Raw genomic sequence first — 18,270 nt, 5'->3', positions numbered from 1 at the left:
CCCGCCGGACTTCCGGCGGGTTTTTCTTTGCCATCAGGAAAATGCTGACGCGGCCATCAGTTACATGCGTTTTCATGCGTCGGATAATCATCACGTACGCCTAACAAAATACTTTTATAAACAGGTGAAACAGTGAACTACTTCACGGCAATAGGATTTGCCATGTCAAAGTCTTGACGTTTTTCGAAGTTGCCGTTAACACTTGAACCCCGTTTCAGAACCATTCATTCCGCAGTAACCGTCTGGCGCACGCGCTCGGTTTCTTTCGCTGCGCGCCGTTCGGCAATACCCCGTAGTAAATCACGCGAATAAACGCCCCCAGGGGACGTTGGGCCAGAAGGCCCGGCGGTGGCGTTGCTTTGCCCAAAACCAGTCCACTCAGGAGCCGTACCGATGAATCGGATTTATCGCAAGGTCTGGAACAAAGCATTGGGTCAGTTGGTGGTGGCCTCGGAATTGGCCTCCTCCGACAGCAGCGGAGGTGTTGTCGACCAACGCGCCGCGACGACGCAGGCAACACCTGCCCTGCTGGCCGTTGCCCTGGGCCTCGTACTGGGAGTGGGCATGGCCGGCACTGCGGCGGCGCAGTCGGTGCAGATCGGTGGCAGTGCCACCTGCGTGGCGTTCAGCGGCAAGCTGCTGGAAAAGTGCCTGATCGAGGGCAGCGCCAGCGCCAAGGGCAGCAACGCGGTGGCCATCGGCGCCGGTACCAGCGCCAGCGCGGCCAACAGCGTGGCGTTGGGCGCCGGCTCCAAGGCCACCCGTGCCAACACCGTGTCCGTCGGCGATGCAGGCAAGGAACGGCAGGTCACCCACGTCGCGGCAGGCACGCAGGCCACCGACGCCGTGAACAAGGCGCAGCTGGACGCGCAGGCGCGGGCCACCCAGGCCGCGCTGGCCGATGTCGCCGCCGATGGCAACCGCTATTTCAAGGCCGATGGCGCCGGTGATGACAGCGACGCGGCGAAGATCGAAGGGCAGGGCGCCCTGGCCGCGGGCGCCGGCGCGCAGTCGCTGGCCAATGCCACCACCGCCATCGGCACCCAGGCCATTGCCGCCGGCATTGGCGCCAGCGCATTCGGCCAGGGCGCATTGGCGCTGGGTGATGCCAGCGTGGTGGTGGGGCAGAGCGCGGCCGCGTTCGGTCTGGGTGACACCGCGGTGGGTGCCAGTGCCACCGCCGCCAGCGAGAATGGCGCAGCCACCGCGCTGGGCGCGTTGTCCGAGGCGACCGCCGATGGCGCAACCGCCGTCGGTGGCGGTGCCGTGGCCATGGGCCCGGGCAGCACGGCACTGGGTCGTGGCGCCACGGCCGCCAACGAAGCCTCGATTGCGGTCGGCGCGTTCAGCACGGCTGTGGGCGAATACAGCACCGCGCTGGGTTCCAATTCGGCGGCGGTGGCCACCGGCAGCGTGGCGCTGGGCGCCGGCTCGCTGGCCGATCGCGTCGATACCGTCTCGGTCGGCGCTGTCGATTACGGCCTGACCCGGCAGATCACCAGCGTCGCTGCCGGTACCGAAGACACCGACGCGGTCAACGTTGGTCAGTTGAAGGATGTCGCTGCAGTGGCTGACGCGACCGCCAAGCGTTTCCAGGCGACCGGCAGCAGCAACAGTGATGCCGGCGCGCTGGCTGAAGGCGATGACGCGCTCGCGGCCGGCGAAGCCGCCAACGCCATCGGCAACGGCGCTACCGCCGTGGGTGCCGGTGCAACGGCGGTTGCGCAGAACGCCACGGCGGTGGGCACCAACGCACTGGCGTCGGGCCAGAACAGTGCCGCGTTCGGCAACAACGCACAGGCCAACGGTCCGGGCAGCGTCGCGGTGGGCGGCGCTGCGGTGGATGCCAACGGCAACCCGCTGATCACCAGCGGCGGCGTGCCGGTGGAAACCGGGGCGACCAGTGCCGGGGTCGGCGGCACCGCAGTGGGTGCCAGTGCCGAGGCCGGTGGGTTTGCTGCCTCCTCATACGGTGTCGGCGCCTACGCCGCCGGCGCGCAGGCCTCCGCGTTCGGTGCGGTGGCCAATGCCATCGGTGATTACTCCACCGCGCTGGGTACGCAGAGCAATGCCACTGGCACCAGCAGTGTGGCCATTGGCGGCCCGGCCGATCTGATTCCGGGCCTGGGCTTCTTCGTGCAGACCCAGGCCAGTGGCGAAGCCGCCACGGCGGTCGGCGCCGGTGCCATCGCCAGTGGCAACTACGCCGTGGCCAACGGCAGCCTGACCGAAGCGTCCGGTGCCGAGTCGGTGGCCGTGGGCTACTTCGCCTATGCGCCCGGCGAAAACTCCAGCGCGCTCGGTGCACAGACCTGGGCCAGTGGCGCGCAGAGTACCGCGGTGGGCTACTACGCCACGGCACGCGGCGCCAACAGTGTCGCACTGGGTGCCAATTCCGAAGCCGTGCGCGCCAACAGCGTGGCCGTGGGCAGCGCGGGCAACGAACGGCAGATCACCAGCGTGGCCGCTGGCAGTGAAGCCACCGATGCGGTGAACAAGGCGCAGCTGGATGCGGTGGCCGCGACCGCCGACAGCACCGCGCGCTTCTTCCAGGCCCAGCCGGAAACCGGCAGCGATGCCGGGGCCTTTGCCGAAGGCGAGGGTGCGGTGGCGGCCGGTTCGGCCAGCAACGCCATCGGTGCCGGCGCGGTGGCACAGGGCGCCGGCGCCTCGGCGCTGGGCGATGACAGCGTGGCCCTGGGCCGCAATACCAGTGCTACCGGCGCTGGCGGGGTGGCCATTGGTGGCCTTGGCCAGGCCTACGACGCGTTCAACCAGCCGCTGCTCGATGACCAGGGCAACCCGGTGCGCGTGGGCACCACGGCTGCCGCCGATGCTACGGCGGTGGGCAACGCCGCACAGGCCACCGGCGCAACCAGCAATGCGTTCGGCAGCGCCGCCAAGGCCAGCGGCGACAACAGCCTGGCGGCCGGCGGCAAATCACGCGCCACCGGCAGCTACGCCGTCGCGCTCGGCGACAGCGCGTTCGCCAGCAGCGATGACAGCACCGCCGTAGGCGGCTACAGCTGGGCCACGGCCAGTGGCGCCAGCGCGTTCGGTGCCGGTGCGTGGGCCACGGCCACCAACGCATCCGCGTTCGGCAACGCGGCCTGGGCCAGTGGCAACGGCGCCACCTCGATCGGCTACAACAGCTGGGCCAACGGCAGCAGTGCCACCGCTGTCGGCCGTGGTGCGTTCGGCTATGGCGACAACAGTGTCGCGCTGGGCTTCCAGGCGCTTGGCAACAGCATCAACAGCATTGCCATCGGCACCAACACGGTGGCCGGCGGAGAGAGTGCCATCGCGGTCGGTGCCGGCAGCAACGCCAGCGGCAACAACGCGGTCGCACTGGGCGCCGGCTCCGTGGCCAGCCGTGACCGCAGCGTGGCGGTGGGCAGCGCAGGCAACGAGCGACAGATCACCAGCGTGGCCGCCGGTACCCAGGCCACCGATGCGGTGAACAAGTCGCAGCTCGATGCGGTAGCTGCCAGTGCGGCCAACACCAGCAAGTACTTCCAGGCCAGCGGCAGCGACGACAGCGACGCCGGTGCCCACGTGGAAGGTGACAACGCGCTGGCCGCGGGTGAAGCGGCCACGGCCATCGGCAATGGTGCGACCGCGCTCGGCAGCGGCGCCAACGCGCTGGCCAGCAATGCGCAGGCCATCGGCTTCAATGCACTGGCCACGGCCGCCAATGCCAGCGCCATCGGCGCCAACGCACAGGCCACGGGCGAGTACGCCACCGCCCACGGTGCCGAGAGCGAAGCCAGCGGTGAACAGAGCGCAGCCTTTGGTGCGGCCGCGGTGGCCAGCGGTGCCGGCAGCACCGCGACCGGCGTGCTGTCTGAAGCCAGTGGCGAGGAAGCCGTCGCGGTGGGCTACTTCAGCAACGCCAGTGGCGAAGCGGCGACCGCCGTGGGCAGCGAAAGCGTGGCCAGCGGCACGGCCTCGGCGGCGTTCGGTATCGGCGCCGAAGCCACCGGCGGTTACAGCACTGCCATCGGCGGCTATGCGCAGGCTTCGGCATTCAACGCAACCGCCTTCGGCAACTTCGCCAACGCGTCCGGTTCCAACAGCGTGGCGCTTGGCGGCGATTCGGAAGCATCCGGCGCCTACAGCACCGCCACCGGCCAGGGCAGCCTGGCGTCGGGCACCAATGCGGTGGCCGTGGGTGGTTCGCTGTTTGGGCTGCTGGCCACTGAAGCATCCGGCGACTACTCCACTGCCGTGGGTGGTGGTGCCTATGCGCCCGGCATCAACAGCACCGCGCTGGGCAATGCGGCCGAATCGCGCGGTGCCAACAGCGTGGCGTTGGGCGCCGACTCGATTGCCGACCGCGACAACACGGTCTCGGTGGGCGGCGGCGGCAACACCCGTCAGGTCACCAACGTGGCCGCGGGCACCCAGGGCACCGATGCGGTGAACAAGGACCAGCTGGACGCGGTCGCCGCCGAGGGCGCAACCACCCGCAAGTACTTCCAGGCCAGTGGCAGCGCCGACAGCGATGCCGGTGCCTATGTGGAAGGTGACAGCGCGCTGGCTGCCGGTGAAGCGGCCAACGCCATCGGCAACGGCGCCACGGCGCTGGGTGGTGGTGCCACCGCTGTTGCAGCCAACGCCACCGCAATCGGCTTCAACAGCCTGGCCACCGGCACCAACGCAGCGGCCGTAGGCAACAACGCGCAGGCCAGCGGCGATGACAGTGCCGCACTGGGCAGCGGTGCCGCGGCCAGCGGCATCAGTGCCACGGCCACCGGCGCTGCGGCGCAGGCCAGTGGCGTGTACAGCACGGCCAACGGTGCAGAGTCCATCGCCAGCGGTGCGCAGTCGCTGGCCAGCGGCTTCCGCGCGGCGGCGTCGGCTGACGGCACCACGGCCGTGGGCGGTTACAGCGAAGCCAGCGGCCGCCTCGGCACCGCACTGGGCTACGGCTCGGCGGCGACCGGCGCCAACACCACCGCCGTCGGCTTCGGTGCCGCCGCTGCGGGGACCGGTGCGGTGGCCGTCGGCCAGTCCAGCGAAGCCAGTGGTGCGGAGAGTGTCGCCATCGGCGGCAGCACCTTCTTCGGCCTGATTCCGTCGCGCGCCAGTGGCACCGGTGCTGCGGCGTTCGGTGCCGGTGCGTGGGCCACCGAGGATTACGCCACGGCAATCGGCTGGAATTCGTGGGCCGATGGCGCCGATTCGACCGCCCTGGGCGCCAGCGCTACTGCCACTGGCCTCAACAGCGTCGCACTCGGCGCCGGCTCCAAGGCCGAGCGTGACAACAGCGTGGCCGTTGGCAGTGCTGGCAGCGAGCGCCAGGTCACCCATGTCGCCGCCGGTACCGAAGGCACCGACGCGGTGAACAAGAACCAGCTCGACGCGGTGGCCGCCACGGCGGACAAGACCAGCCGCTACTTCCAGGCCAGTGGCAGCGCCGACAGCGATGCCGGCGCCTATGTGGAAGGGGACAGCGCGCTGGCTGCCGGTGAAGCGGCCAACGCCATCGGCAACGGCGCCACGGCGCTGGGCAGTGGCGCCACTGCCGTCGCGGCCAACGCCACGGCGGTGGGCTTCAATGCGCTGGCCACGGGGGCCAACGGCGCTGCACTGGGCAACGCGGCGCAGGCCAGTGGTGTGGACAGCCTGGCGCTGGGCAGTGGCGCGGTGGCCAGTGAACTTGGCGCCAGTGCCACCGGCGCCGGTGCACAGGCCAGCGGTGCCTACAGCACCGCCAGCGGTTCGCAGGCCGTCGCCAGTGGCACGCAGTCGCAGGCAAACGGTTTCCGTGCCAGCGCCACGGCCGATGGTGCCGCCGCGCTGGGCGGCTACACCGAAGCCAGCGGCCGCCTGGGCACGGCGGTCGGTTACAGCGCCAAGGCGACGGCGGCCGGTGCCACGGCGGTCGGTTTCGGCGCCACTGCCAGCGCCGCCGGCAGCACCGCGCTGGGCGCGTCCTCGGTGGCCGACCGTGCCAACACCGTATCGGTGGGCAGTGCCGGTGCCGAGCGGCAGATCACCCGCGTCGCGGCCGGTACCCAGGCCAACGATGCGGTGAACCGCGCCCAGCTCGACGCGGTGGCCTCCACCGCAGACGCCACCAGCCGCCACTTCCGCGCCAGTGGCAGCGGTACCGCGACCGCCAGTGGCAGCGATGCCATCGCGGTGGGCTCGGCCGCCACCGCCAGTGGCAACCGCAGCAACGCGCTGGGCAGCAACGCCAGCGCCATCGGCAACGCGACCCTGGCACTGGGCGCCAACACCGCTGTGACCGGCAGCAACGCGGTCGCTCTCGGTGCCGGCTCCCGCGCCGTGGAGGCCAACGTGGTCTCGGTCGGTGGTGGCAACGGCACCGATGGCCCGGCGACGCGCCGCATCGTCAATGTGGCCGACGGTCGCATTGCCGCCGGCAGCAGCGATGCGGTCACCGGTTCGCAGCTCAACGTGACCAACCAGCGCGTGGGTGCGGTGGAAACCCGCGTCGGCGACTTCGATTCGCGCATCGCCACGGTTGAAACCACTGCCGCCAGTGCAGTCGGCTACGACGACGCCAGCCGCGATCGCCTGACCCTGGGGGGGATCCAGGGCACCACCGTGGACAACGTCGGTGCAGGCAGCATCGCTTCCGGCAGCCGTCAGGCCATCAACGGCGGGCAGTTGTTCCAGTCGCTCAGCGATGCCGCCAGCTTCCTGGGCGGCGGTGCCAGCGTTGGCCTTCAGGGCGTGTTCGTTGCGCCGAACTATGTGATCCAGGGCTCCACCTACAACAACGTCGGTGATGCGCTGGGCGCACTGGATCGCAAGGTCAGCGAGATCGACCGCCGCACCGCCAGTGGCAGCCGTTCCGGTGCATCCAGCCTGCGCTCCATGTCCGCCTCGCTCGATGCTGAACCGTCCAGCGCCGCGCTGGGCCTGGCCGGTGAGGATGCGAGCGTGGCCGACACCGCGCCTGCCGCCAGCACGGCCCGCGTGCAGGGCACCCCGACCGCCGCCAGTGCGGGCACTGCGCAGCCTGTCCTGGCCAGCGGTGGCGGGCTCAATGCGGTCGCGATGGGTGAAGGTGCCGTCGCCAGCGGCGCCTCGTCCACCGCGCTGGGGCAGGGCGCCAGTGCAACGGCGGCCAACGCCGTGGCACTGGGCCAGGGCTCGGTGGCTGACCGTGCCAACACGGTCTCGGTCGGCAGCGAGGGCAACGAGCGCCAGGTCACCAACGTTGCAGCCGGTACCACGGCCACCGATGCGGTCAACAAGGGCCAGCTGGATCGTGGCATCACCACCGCCAACAGCTATACCGACAGCCGCGTGCAGGCCGTGTCCGACAGCTTCGACGTGTTCAAGGGCGAAGTGGATGGACGCCTGCGCCACATGGACCGTCGCATTGATCGCCAGGGTGCGATGAGTGCCGCGATGCTCAACATGGCCACCAGTGCCGCCGGCATCCGTACCCAGAACCGGGTCGGCGTCGGCATCGGTTTCCAGGGCGGCGAGTCGGCGATGTCGCTGGGCTACCAGCGCGCGATCAGTGATCGCGCCACGGTCACCATCGGCGGCGCCTTCAGCAGTGATGACAGCTCGGTCGGCGTGGGTGCCGGCTTCGGCTGGTAAGTGTGCAGCCGCGTGCCGATGGTTCTGCCATCGGCACGCCATGCAGTGAGCGCCAAAGGGGCGTGGCACGGCAACCCTGGTGGGCCAGCCAGGGCAGTCGCAGGGAGTGATGGCCGTAGTGAGCTCCGTCCGTGCAATGGACGGAGAAGGAAAGCTCAACCATGACCTTGAAGAGGATTTCGAACGTGACCAACAAGCAGACCCTTCGCATCAATGTGCTGGCTGCCGCCGTACTGTCTCTGACGGTGGGCGTCGGTGCCGCGCACGCGGCAACCCCGGGCGTGGCCAAGGAGCCGTCGCGTCTGGCCAGCGCTGCCCAGCAGAGCGTGGACGGCGTCATCGTCAAGTACCGCAGCGGCACCGCCGCCGCCAGTGACCGCTCGGCCAAGCTGTCGGTGGTCCAGTCGGCGCTTTCGCGCGCCATCGTCAGCGGCGGCAACACCAGCCGTGCCACTGCGCTGGCCCCGCAGGTGGAACGCAGGCTGGGCACCGGCGCCGATCTGGTGCGGTTGAAGTCCAGGCTCGGCAATGCCGACATGCAGAAGGTGCTGGCCGAACTGAACGCCGATCCTTCGGTGCAGTACGCGGTGGCCAACGTACGCCTGCAGCGCTCGGACCTGCGCGCGGCGAACGCCCAGCCCGCGCTGGTTCCCAATGATCCGGACTACCAGCGCCTGCAGTGGAACTTCCACAACGCCACCGGTGGCGTGAATGCGCCGGCGGCATGGGACGTATCGCAGGGCGAGGGCATCGTGGTGGCCGTGCTCGACACCGGCATCATTCCCAATGTCCCGGACTTCGGCACGAACCTGCTGGAAGGGTACGACTTCATCAGCGACAAGGAATCCTCGCGTCGGCCGACCGATGGCCGTGCACCGGGCGCCACCGATTATGGTGACTGGGTGGAGAATGCCAACGAGTGCTACACCGGCTCGCTGCCCGATGACAGCTCCTGGCACGGCACGCACGTGGCCGGCACCATCGCCGAAGTGGCCAACAACGGCTCGGCCGTGGCGGGTCTGGCCTACAAGGCCAAGGTTCTGCCGGTGCGCGTGCTGGGCAAGTGCGGTGGCACCCTGGCCGACATCAGCGATGCCATCACCTGGGCATCGGGCGGCACCGTGCAGGGCGTCCCGGCCAATGCCAATCCGGCCGAGATCATCAACATGAGCCTGGGCGGTGGCGGTGCGTGCGATCCGGCCTACCAGGATGCGATCAACGGCGCGGTCTCGCGTGGCACGCTGGTGGTGGTGGCGGCCGGCAATGAAACCGACAACGCCGCCAACTACCGTCCGTCCAGCTGCGCCAATGTGGTGGCGGTGGGCGCGACCCGTGTGACCGGTGGCATCACCTACTACTCCAATTACGGCACGGTGGTCGATCTGGCCGCGCCGGGCGGTGGTGGCAGCGTGGATGGCAACCCGAACGGGTACATCTGGCAGATCGGTACCGACGCCACCCAGGGCCCCACCGGTGGCCAGTGGATCTATATGGGCAAGGGCGGCACCTCGATGTCCTCGCCGCATGTGGCGGCCGTGGCCGCGATGGTGCAGAGCGCGCTGATCGCCAAGGGCAAGGAGCCGCTGGCGCCGGCCGCGCTGGAAACCCTGCTCAAGCAGTCCGCGCGTCGCTTCCCGGTCACCATTCCGGCGGCGACGCCGATCGGCAGCGGCATTGTCGATGCCAAGGCCGCACTGGACGCCGCGCTGAAGGAGCCGTGCACCGAGAACTGCGAACCGGAAGGCATCCCGCTGACCAACAAGGTGACCGTGGGTGGCCTGGCCGGTGCAGCCGCCAGCGAAACCGTGTACACCTTCGAAGCGGCAGCGGGCAAGGCGCTGAGCGTGCTGACCTACGGCGGCAGCGGCAACGTGTCGGTGTACCTGGCCCAGGGCCGCGTGCCGACCGCCACCGACAACGATGCCAAGTCCACCCGCCCGGGCAATACCGAAACCGTGCGCGTGGCCAAGACCGTGGCCGGCACCTATTACATCAAGGTGGTGGGTGAGGCGGCCTACAGCGGGGTGAGCATCCTGGCGACCCAGTAATTCCGGGACGTCGCAGATGAACACGCGAAGCCCGTCACCCAGGTGACGGGCTTCGTGTTTTTTGCGAAAGGCCTGCCGGGGAGGGCGGAATCCACTGCCGAACTGCTAAAGTCGGAGCGATTGACAGGAGAGTCATGTGAACGCGCTCGCTGCTACCGTAACCGACGACGCCGAAGGCCGCATCCTGGATGCGCTGCTGGCGCGTGGACGGCTCAAGGAAGCTGACCTGGCGCGCGCGCGGCCGCTGCACGCCGAAGCCGGCGGCAGCCTGCTCGGGCTGCTGGTGCGGTTGGGCCTGGTGTCCGAACGCGACCAGGCGCAGGCCAGCGCCGACGTGCTGGGCCTGCCGCTGCTGGAGGGCCGGCAACTGCCCGAAGCGCCTCCGCAGGCGCTGGCCGATGGGCTTCCGCTGTCGCTGCGTTTCCTCAAGCAGTTCCATGTGTGCCCGCTGGACATCAATGAACAGGGCATGCGGCTATGGCTGGCCGATGCCCACGACCCCTACCCGCAGCAGGCCGTGCAGCTGGCGCTGGGCGTGCCGGTCACCCCGGTGCTGGGCATGCGCGCGGAAATCGACGATCTGGTGGAACGCTGGTTCGGTCAAGGGCGCAGCGCGATGGGGGCGATCGTCGAGACGGCCGACGGCGAGGGTGGTGCGGTCGACGATATCGAACACCTGCGCGACCTCGCCTCCGAAGCGCCGGTGATCCGCCTGGTCAACCTGGTGATCCAGCGTGCGGTGGAACTGCGCGCTTCTGACATCCACGTCGAGCCGTTCGAAAGCCGCCTGAAGGTGCGCTACCGCGTCGACGGCGTGCTGGTGGAGGGTGAAAGCCCGCCGGCCAACCTCACCGCTGCGGTGATCAGCCGCATCAAGATCATGGCCCGGCTCAACATCGCCGAGCGTCGCCTGCCGCAGGACGGCCGCATCATGCTGCGCGTGCAGGGCAAGGAGCTGGACCTGCGCGTGAGCACGGTACCGACCGCGCATGGCGAAAGCGTGGTGATGCGACTGCTCGACCGCGAAACGGTGGTGTTCGATTTCCACCGGCTGGGTTTCACCGATGCGTTCCTGCCGCAGTTCCGCAAGGTGCTGGAGCAGCCGCACGGCATCCTGCTGGTGACCGGCCCGACCGGTTCGGGCAAGACCACCACGCTGTACACCGCGCTGAGCCAGCTCAACACCGCCGACGTCAAGATCATCACGGTCGAGGATCCGGTCGAGTACCAGATCGAAGGCATCAACCAGATCCAGGCCAAGCCGCAGATCGGCCTGGATTTCGCCAACGCCCTGCGCAGCATCGTGCGCCAGGACCCGGACATCATCATGATCGGCGAAATGCGCGACCTGGAAACCGCGCGCATCGCCATCCAGTCGGCGCTGACCGGCCATCTGGTGCTGTCCACCCTCCACACCAACAATGCGGCCGGCGGCATCACCCGCCTGCTCGACATGGGCGTGGAGGATTACCTGCTCACCTCCACCATCAACGGCATCCTGGCCCAGCGCCTGGTGCGCCGGCTGGAGCCGATCCACGCCGAACGCTACGAAGCCTCGCCGGAGGAGATCGAGCGTTTCGAGCTGCGCCGCCTGCAGCCGCAGGGGCCCATCCATCTGTACCGTCCCGTGCCGTCGGCGCTGGCGCCGACCGGTTACCTCGGCCGCACCACCATCATGGAATTCCTGGTGATGAACGATGCGCTGCGGCGGGCGGTGATGCGCCGCGATGGCATGGGCGAAATCGAACGCATCGCCCGGGAAGCGGGCATGCGCACCATGTACGAGGATGGCCTGGCCAAGGCACTCAGTGGGCAGACGACCCTCGAGGAAGTGCTGCGCGTCACCGAGGAAAGCTGATGCGCGCAGGATTCCGGGGCTGACATGCCGAACTACCGTTACAAGGCGCTCAATCCGCACGGCGAGATCTTCGACGGGCAGATGGAGGCCGCCAGCGAGGCCGAGCTGGTGGCGCGGCTGCAGGACCAGGGCCATCTGCCGATGGAGACGCAGCTGGCCGACGGCGGCGCCCTGGGTGGCAGCAGCTGGCGCAACCTGCTGCGCCAGCGCCCGTTGCAGGGGCCGGCACTGCTGCAGTTCACCCAGCAGCTGGCAACCCTGCTCGGCGCCGGCCAGCCGTTGGATCGCGCGCTGTCGATCCTGCTCGGCCTGCCGGAGGACGAACGCTCGCGGCGCGCGATCACCGACATCCGCGACGTGGTGCGCGGTGGCGCGCCGCTGTCGACCGCGCTGGAACGCCAGCATGGCCTGTTCTCGCGCCTGTACGTGAACATGGTGCGCGCCGGTGAAGCCGGTGGCAGCCTGCACGAGACGCTGCAGCGCCTGGCCGACTACCTCGAGCGCAGCCGTGCGCTGCAGGGCAAGGTGATCAACGCGCTGGTCTATCCGGCCATCCTGCTGGTGGTGGTGGGCGGTGCACTGTTGTTCCTGCTCGGCTACGTGGTGCCGCAGTTCGCGCAGATGTACGAGAGCCTGGACGTGGCGCTGCCCTGGTTCACCAACGCAGTGTTGCAGCTGGGCCTGTTCGTGCGCGATTGGTGGATCGTGCTGCTGGTGGTGCCGGCGGTGCTGGCGCTGTTGTTCGAGCGCAAGCTGCGGCAGCCGGCATTCCGCCTGGCGCTGGATGGCTGGCTGCTGCAACGGCGCGGCGTCGGCCGCCTGATGGGCGAACTGGAAACCGCGCGGCTGGCGCGCACGCTCGGCACCCTGCTGCGCAACGGCGTCCCGCTGCTGGGCGCGCTGGGCATCGCCCGCAACGTGCTCGGCAACCGTGCGCTGGCCGCCGACGTGGAAACGGCCGCAGACGAAGTGAAGAACGGCGCCGGGTTGTCGCTGGCGCTGTCACGCGGCAAGCGTTTTCCGCGCCTGGCGCTGCAGATGATCCAGGTAGGCGAGGAGTCCGGCGCGCTCGACACGATGTTGCTGAAGGCGGCCGACACCTTCGAACAGGACAGCGCCCGCCGTATTGATCGCCTGCTGGCGGCCATGGTGCCGGCGATCACCCTGGTGCTGGCCTCGGTGGTCGGCGCGGTGATCGTCGCCGTGCTGGTGCCGCTGTACGACCTGACCAATGCCATCGGTTGACGATGGAATGCCCCGCAACCCCGATACCCGCAACAGAAAGGACCGTCCATGATTGCTTCCCGTCGACCGATCCGCCTTTCCTTCACCGCTTCACGCCACCAGTCGGGCATGAGCCTGCTGGAAATCATCATCGTCATCGTGCTGATCGGCGCGGTGCTGACCCTGGTCGCCAGCCGCGTGCTGGGCGGCGCTGACCGCGGCAAGGCCAACATCGCCAAGGCGCAGGTGCAGACCGTGGCCTCCAAGATCGACAACTACCAGATCGATACCGGCAAGCTGCCGGGTTCGCTCAATGATCTGGTGACCGCACCGGCCGGCGTCGGCGGCTGGCTGGGCCCGTATGCCAAGCCGGCCGATCTGAACGATCCCTGGGGTCACGCGCTGGAGTACCGCGCACCGGGCGAAGGCCAGCCCTATGAGCTGGTCAGCCTGGGCAAGGACGGCAAGACCGGCGGCAGCAGTGTCGACGCCGATATCCGCTACCAACCGTAAGCCTGCATGAGCGCTTTCCTGCCGCGCCGGCTGCCCCGCCCGCGCCTGCACGGCAGGCGCGCAGGGGGGCTGTCGCTGCTGGAAATGCTGCTGGTGATCGCCTTGATCGCGGCGATCGGCCTGATCACCGCGGCCGGCCTGTCGCGCGGTTTTGCCGGCATGCAGCTGCGCAGTGCCGGCAAGGACATCGCCAACCAGCTGCGCATGGTGCGCGCGCAGGCCATCGCCCGCGGCGAACCGCAGCGCTTTGTGATCGAACCGGCGCGGCGGCGCTGGGAAGGTGCCAACCAGCGTCAGGGTGACGTCCCGGCGCAGCTTCAGGTGCAGTTCGAAGGCGCCGCACAGCTGGCCACCGCGCCGGGCCAGGGCGTGATCGAGTTCCATCCCGATGGCGGTTCCAGCGGTGGCCGCATCCGCCTGCAACGCGACGGCGCCGAATGGCGCATCGATGTCGGCTGGCTTACCGGTGAGGTCCGATCGGGCCCATGGCGGGCCCCATGAAGCGGCGCGCACGCGGCTTCACACTGTTGGAAGTGATCATCGCCTTCGCCCTGCTCGGCCTGGCGTTGACCCTGCTGCTGGGCAGCCTGTCCGGTGGCGCCAGGCAGGTGCGCGAGGCCGAACTGCGCACGCGCGCGGTGCTGCATGCGCAGTCGCTGCTGGCCGAAGCCGGTGTTGCCGCACCGTTGCAGGCGGGTCGCCAGCAGGGCGAATGGGAGCAGGGCCGCTACCAATGGGAGCTGCAGGTGCAGCCGTGGGTCGAGCCGCGCGCGGGCAACGCCGCGCAGGCACAGGCGCAGTCGCCCGGCACGCCATGGCTGGCCGAACTGCAGCTGCAGGTGCGCTGGGGCGACAGCGAGCGCGAGCAGTTGAGCTGGCGCAGCCTTCGCCTGCTGCCGCCAGACCTGGAGCGCGCGCGATGAAGCGACGCGTCGCCGGCTTTACCCTGGTCGAAGTGATGCTGGCCACCGTGCTGCTGGCCGGTGGCCTGGCCCTGGCCTTCGCCAGCGTGCGCTCGGCGATGGCCGTCAGCCAGCGCGGCGAACAGATCGCCGCCGACAGCGAACGCATGCGCGCGGTGCAGGCGCTGCTGCGGCGGCAACTGGCCGGTGCGCTGCGCACGCCGCTGGAAGTCCCTGATCCCACCCGCGAGCCGATCTTCTTCCAGGGCGAGGAACAGCGCATGCAGTTCGCTGCCGACCTGCCGGGCTATCTCGGCCGTGGCGGCCCCTATCTGCATGCACTGCAGGTCGATGGCCGCCCGGGTCACCGCCGCCTGCTGCTGGACCTGGTGCTGCTGCAGGAAGGCGAGCGCATCGCCGAGACGCCGCCGCGCCCACCGGAGCTGCTGGTTGACGAACTGGAATCGGTGCAGCTGCGCTATCGCGGCATCGACGCCGGTACCGGCCAGCTGACCGAGTGGCTGCCGCGCTGGGACGATACCCGGCGGCTGCCGCTGCTGGTGGAGATCCAGATCGTGCCGGCCCGTGGCGCGCCCTGGCCCGCACTGGTGGTGGCGCCGCGCGTGGGCGGCAGCGGGGGCCCGCGATGAGCCGTTCACGCGGCGCGGCACTGGTACTGGTGCTGTGGCTGATTGCGCTGATGACCGCGCTGGTGGGCGCGTTCGCACTGAGCGCACGGGTCGAACACCTGCAGCAGCGCGTGCTCGATGACGGCGCGCGCGGCCAGGAGCGCGCGCGTGCCGGGCTGGAGTACGCGCTGACGCGCCTGTCCGCCGACCCGCAGCGAGCGCCCTGGCGCGCCGATGGCCGCCTCTATCGCTGGCAGTTCGACGACGCCACCATCGAGATCAAGGTGCTGGACGAAAACGGCAAGATCAACCTGAATCTGGCCGATGTGGCCCTGCTGACAGCTTTCCTCAAGGCGCTGGGCGAGGACGATGGCGCGGCCCGGCAGTTGGCTGGCGCCATCGTCGACTGGCGTGACGAGGACAGTCTGGTGCAGGCCGGTGGCGGTGCCGAAGCGCCCGACTATGCGGCAGCAGGGCTGCCCTATGGCCCGCGCAACAAGCGTTTCGAGACCCTGGGTGAGCTGCAGCGGGTGCTGGGCATGCGCGGACCGTTGTATCGGGCGATGCTGCCGCATGTGACGCTGTACAGCCGTCAGGCGCGGCCCGATCCGCAGTTCGCCGGTGCGCCGGTATTGACTGCGCTGGGTCTGGATGCGGAGCAGGCGTTGGCGCTGCGCGCGCAACAGGAGCGTGACGCCGGTGGCGAAGCGGGTGCGACAACGCTTGCCAGCGCCAGCGGCACCTATAGTATCGAGTGCCGTGTCACCGACGGCAGTGGACGCCGGTCGGTGTTGCAGGCAGTGGTACGCAATGGCTCGGGCGGGGTTCCCGGGCAGACCTACACAGTGCTTCGCTGGGAGCAGGGAATGGCAGCAAGATGACAGCTTGGCAGGACAGTCTGCGGCAGGTGCAGGGCCGGATCGGCCCGGGCACGGGCCGTTTCCTGCGTTGGTGGCGGCACGGGTTGCTGGCCTGGGTGCCGGTGCGTTGGCAGTGGGCGCTGGGCTGGGGCCAGGCACGGCTGCTGTTGCTGCGTGACGGCGATCACCTGCAGGTCTGGCGTGAAGCCGGCGAGCGCCGCGAAGACGTGGTGCGCCTGCCGTGGCCGCTGTCGCCGCAGGCGCTGGACCGGGTGCTGGAACCGCGCCTGCGCGGCCTGCCGCGGGTGTGGTTGTTGCCGGCCACGGACGTCCTGCGGCGCACCCTGCGCCTGCCGGGCGCGGCCGCCGACCGCCTGCGGGCCGTGGTCGGCTTCGAGATCGACCGGCAGACGCCCTTCGAGTCTTCCCAGGTCAGTTTTGACGTACGCGAACTCGGTTTGGCCGGTGAAGGCCAGCTGCAGGTGGAGCTGGTCGCCTGGCCGTTGCGCCAGTTGGACGCCTGGCGCGCCAGCGTGGGCGAGTGGGCCGACGCGCTGGCCGGTGTCGATGCCATCGACGCGCAGGGCAGGGCGTTGCAGGTGAACCTGCTGCCCCCGGCGCAGCGCCAGCGGCGACCGGACCCGATGCGGCGCTGGAACGTGCTGCTCACCGTGGCGGCCCTGCTGATGCTGGTGCTGGCGGCCCTGCAGCTGCTGGACAACCGCCGCGCCGCCGCCGATGAACTGCGTGCGCAGGTCGAGCGCAGCGCGCGCAGTGCGCGTGGCGTGGCCAGCGAGCGGGCGCAGCTGCAGGCCCTGGTCGAGGGCGCGGCGTTCCTGGACAAGCAGCGCAACCAGCGTGCAGGCACGGTCGAAATCTGGAACGAACTGACCCGGCGCCTGCCCGAAGGCACCTACCTGGAAAAACTGGCCATCGAAAGCAACAACCTGCAGCTGATCGGCCTCAGCCGCGAAGCCTCGCAGCTGGTGCAGCTGCTGCAGGACGCGCCGCAGTGGCGCAAGGTCAACCTGACCGGGGTGCTGCAGGCCGATGGCGCCGCCAGTGGCCGCGACCGCTTCACCATGACCGCCGAGCTGCAGCCGCTGGCCGCCGCCCGCACCGAGGAGGCGGCCGATGCTGATGCCAAACGCACGCCGTGACCGCTGGCTGGCGCTGGCCCTGCTGCTGGCCGTGCTGGGCCTGGCCTACCTGCTGCTGGTGCATCCGTGGTTCACCCAGCCGCTGCGTGAGATCGATGCCGATGTCGCGTCGTTGCGCGAACGCGAAGCGCGTGTGCAGGCGCAGCTGCAGCAGCAGCCGCAGATCGAACAGCGCCTGCGTGCCACCCGCGAGGCCCTGCTGCAGCGTCCCGGCTTCCTGCGCGAGGCCACCGCCGAAGCTGCCGCGGCTGCGCTGGGTGCCAAGCTGCAGGATGCGGTGGCGATGGCCAGCCCAGGCAACCGCAGCTGCACCATCAGCAACCGTACGCCGTTGACCGACAACCGGCGTGATGCCGAGTTCGTCCGCGTTGCCATGCAGGTGCGGCTGCGCTGTGGCGTGGCCGAACTGGCCACGGTCCTGCACAGCCTGGAAACCGGCAGCCCACGCCTGTTCGTGGACAACCTCAACCTCATCGCACAGCGTTTCCAGCAATCACCGAACGAATCGGGGCTGGGCCTGGACGTGTCCTTCGAACTGGCCGGTTATCTGTTGCCGGGTGCTGCCGGCGAAGGTGCCGCACCGGCACCGGCACCGGCACCGGCCACCGAAGCCGCGCCGACGCCACCGGCCGAGGCCCCCGCACCCGCACCGCTGCCGCCGCCCGATGCACAGGAGGTGGCCGATGAAGCGTGAGCAGATCAGCCTGCGCACCGGTTTCCTGCTGGCCCTGGCCGGCTGGGCCGGTGCCGTCTGGCTGGCCACCCTGTTCGGGCTGGGTAGCCGTCTGCCGCAGGCCGGCGGCGATGCCGACGCGGCGCCGCCGCTGCCCACCCTGGCGCCCCTGGCCGCCGAACGCATGGCCAGTGCCGACAGCTACAGTGCCATCGCAGCGCGCCCGTTGTTTGCCGAAGACCGCCGCCCTCGTCCGTACCTGCTGGGCGGCAGCGAGCCGGCGGCCAGCGCCGCGCTGCGCCTGACCGGCGTGCTGCTCAGCGGCGAATTCGGCATGGCTACCTTCAGTACCGAGCAGAACCGTTCGCTGCGCCTGCGCCTGAACGGAGAGGCGGTGGACGGCTGGCAGCTGGTGGCCCTGCAGCCCCGCCAGGCAACGGTGATCGGGCCCGGAGGCAACCAGGTGCTGGAACTGGCCGTGTTCAATGGCCAGGGCGGCGAGCCGCCGACCGTGCTGCGTGGCGCCAACGGGGTCCCGCCTGCGGCCAGCGGTGCCGTGCCGTCGCCGGTTCCGCCACCGCCGCCGGCAGCGGCCGCACCTCCGGCGCAGACGGCCCAACGCCCGGCCACGGCCACCGCGGCAACCCCGGCCGCACAGACACCTCCCGCCGACACCAACGGCCCCAGCGAAGCGCAGATGCAGGCCATCCGCGAACGCATCCAGGCCCGTCGCCGCCAGCTGCAGCAACAACAGCAACAACAGCAGCAACAACCGTCGCCGCCCCCGGGCGATGGCACCAACCGATAGAGTGAATG

The 18,270-nt window shown here is 69.7% G+C and carries 12 protein-coding genes; all 12 read left to right on the top strand.

Features of this window, described 5'->3' with window-relative positions:
- The first annotated feature begins 393 nt into the window (after positions 1-393).
- Entirely contained in the window at positions 394-7,587 is a 7,194-nt protein-coding gene (locus tag AC5YGJ_RS15215) for an ESPR-type extended signal peptide-containing protein (protein WP_496187026.1), read from the top strand.
- A gap of 185 nt (positions 7,588-7,772) precedes the next feature.
- A complete protein-coding gene (locus tag AC5YGJ_RS15210; protein WP_496187052.1) occupies positions 7,773-9,635 on the top strand; it encodes a S8 family peptidase in 1,863 nt (620 codons plus the stop codon).
- A gap of 136 nt (positions 9,636-9,771) precedes the next feature.
- The gene (gene gspE / locus AC5YGJ_RS15205; RefSeq protein WP_496187025.1) at positions 9,772-11,493 is read left to right on the top strand and encodes a type II secretion system ATPase GspE; all 1,722 of its coding nucleotides are present in this window, start codon (positions 9,772-9,774) and stop codon (positions 11,491-11,493) included.
- Between the two features lie 24 nt (positions 11,494-11,517).
- Positions 11,518-12,738: a type II secretion system protein XpsF gene (gene xpsF / locus AC5YGJ_RS15200; protein WP_496187024.1), complete on the top strand. Its 1,221-nt coding sequence runs from the start codon at positions 11,518-11,520 to the stop codon at positions 12,736-12,738.
- Positions 12,739-12,786: 48 nt separating this feature from the next.
- Complete coding sequence (gene gspG, locus AC5YGJ_RS15195) at positions 12,787-13,230, top strand: type II secretion system major pseudopilin GspG (RefSeq protein ID WP_496187023.1); 444 nt, start codon at positions 12,787-12,789, stop codon at positions 13,228-13,230.
- Positions 13,231-13,236: 6 nt separating this feature from the next.
- Entirely contained in the window at positions 13,237-13,731 is a 495-nt protein-coding gene (xpsH, locus tag AC5YGJ_RS15190; RefSeq protein WP_107232282.1) for a type II secretion system protein XpsH, read from the top strand.
- Positions 13,728-14,153, top strand: coding sequence for a type II secretion system protein XpsI (gene xpsI / locus AC5YGJ_RS15185; protein WP_496187022.1), 426 nt, complete (start codon positions 13,728-13,730; stop codon positions 14,151-14,153). Before xpsH ends, xpsI begins: the two co-directional genes overlap by 4 nt.
- Complete coding sequence (locus AC5YGJ_RS15180) at positions 14,150-14,782, top strand: type II secretion system protein J (RefSeq protein ID WP_496187021.1); 633 nt, start codon at positions 14,150-14,152, stop codon at positions 14,780-14,782. Before xpsI ends, AC5YGJ_RS15180 begins: the two co-directional genes overlap by 4 nt.
- A complete protein-coding gene (locus AC5YGJ_RS15175; RefSeq protein ID WP_496187020.1) occupies positions 14,779-15,642 on the top strand; it encodes a type II secretion system minor pseudopilin in 864 nt (287 codons plus the stop codon). Before AC5YGJ_RS15180 ends, AC5YGJ_RS15175 begins: the two co-directional genes overlap by 4 nt.
- Positions 15,639-16,781: a PilN domain-containing protein gene (locus AC5YGJ_RS15170; protein ID WP_496187019.1), complete on the top strand. Its 1,143-nt coding sequence runs from the start codon at positions 15,639-15,641 to the stop codon at positions 16,779-16,781. The genes AC5YGJ_RS15175 and AC5YGJ_RS15170 overlap by 4 nt, the downstream gene beginning before the upstream one ends.
- Entirely contained in the window at positions 16,756-17,475 is a 720-nt protein-coding gene (gspM, locus tag AC5YGJ_RS15165; RefSeq protein ID WP_409460890.1) for a type II secretion system protein GspM, read from the top strand. The genes AC5YGJ_RS15170 and gspM overlap by 26 nt, the downstream gene beginning before the upstream one ends.
- Entirely contained in the window at positions 17,465-18,262 is a 798-nt protein-coding gene (locus AC5YGJ_RS15160) for a type II secretion system protein, XpsN-like (RefSeq protein WP_496187018.1), read from the top strand. The genes gspM and AC5YGJ_RS15160 overlap by 11 nt, the downstream gene beginning before the upstream one ends.
- The last annotated feature ends 8 nt before the right edge of the window (positions 18,263-18,270 follow it).

Source organism: Stenotrophomonas sp. CS3K5 (genome assembly GCF_059515225.1).
Note: the sequence above shows the minus strand (reverse complement) of the source record. Positions and strands in the feature narration are given on the sequence as shown.

What these genes read in the sequence shown, in the direction of transcription:
- AC5YGJ_RS15180 (WP_496187021.1), top strand. Translation starts at nt 14,150, where the DNA reads ATGAAGCGACGCGTCGCCGGCTTTACCCTGGTCGAAGTGATGCTGGCC.
- gspG (WP_496187023.1), top strand. Translation starts at nt 12,787, where the DNA reads ATGATTGCTTCCCGTCGACCGATCCGCCTTTCCTTCACCGCTTCACGC.
- xpsH (WP_107232282.1), top strand. Translation starts at nt 13,237, where the DNA reads ATGAGCGCTTTCCTGCCGCGCCGGCTGCCCCGCCCGCGCCTGCACGGC.
- AC5YGJ_RS15170 (WP_496187019.1), top strand. Translation starts at nt 15,639, where the DNA reads ATGACAGCTTGGCAGGACAGTCTGCGGCAGGTGCAGGGCCGGATCGGC.
- AC5YGJ_RS15215 (WP_496187026.1), top strand. Translation starts at nt 394, where the DNA reads ATGAATCGGATTTATCGCAAGGTCTGGAACAAAGCATTGGGTCAGTTG.
- xpsF (WP_496187024.1), top strand. Translation starts at nt 11,518, where the DNA reads ATGCCGAACTACCGTTACAAGGCGCTCAATCCGCACGGCGAGATCTTC.
- xpsI (WP_496187022.1), top strand. Translation starts at nt 13,728, where the DNA reads ATGAAGCGGCGCGCACGCGGCTTCACACTGTTGGAAGTGATCATCGCC.
- gspM (WP_409460890.1), top strand. Translation starts at nt 16,756, where the DNA reads ATGCTGATGCCAAACGCACGCCGTGACCGCTGGCTGGCGCTGGCCCTG.
- AC5YGJ_RS15160 (WP_496187018.1), top strand. Translation starts at nt 17,465, where the DNA reads ATGAAGCGTGAGCAGATCAGCCTGCGCACCGGTTTCCTGCTGGCCCTG.
- AC5YGJ_RS15175 (WP_496187020.1), top strand. Translation starts at nt 14,779, where the DNA reads ATGAGCCGTTCACGCGGCGCGGCACTGGTACTGGTGCTGTGGCTGATT.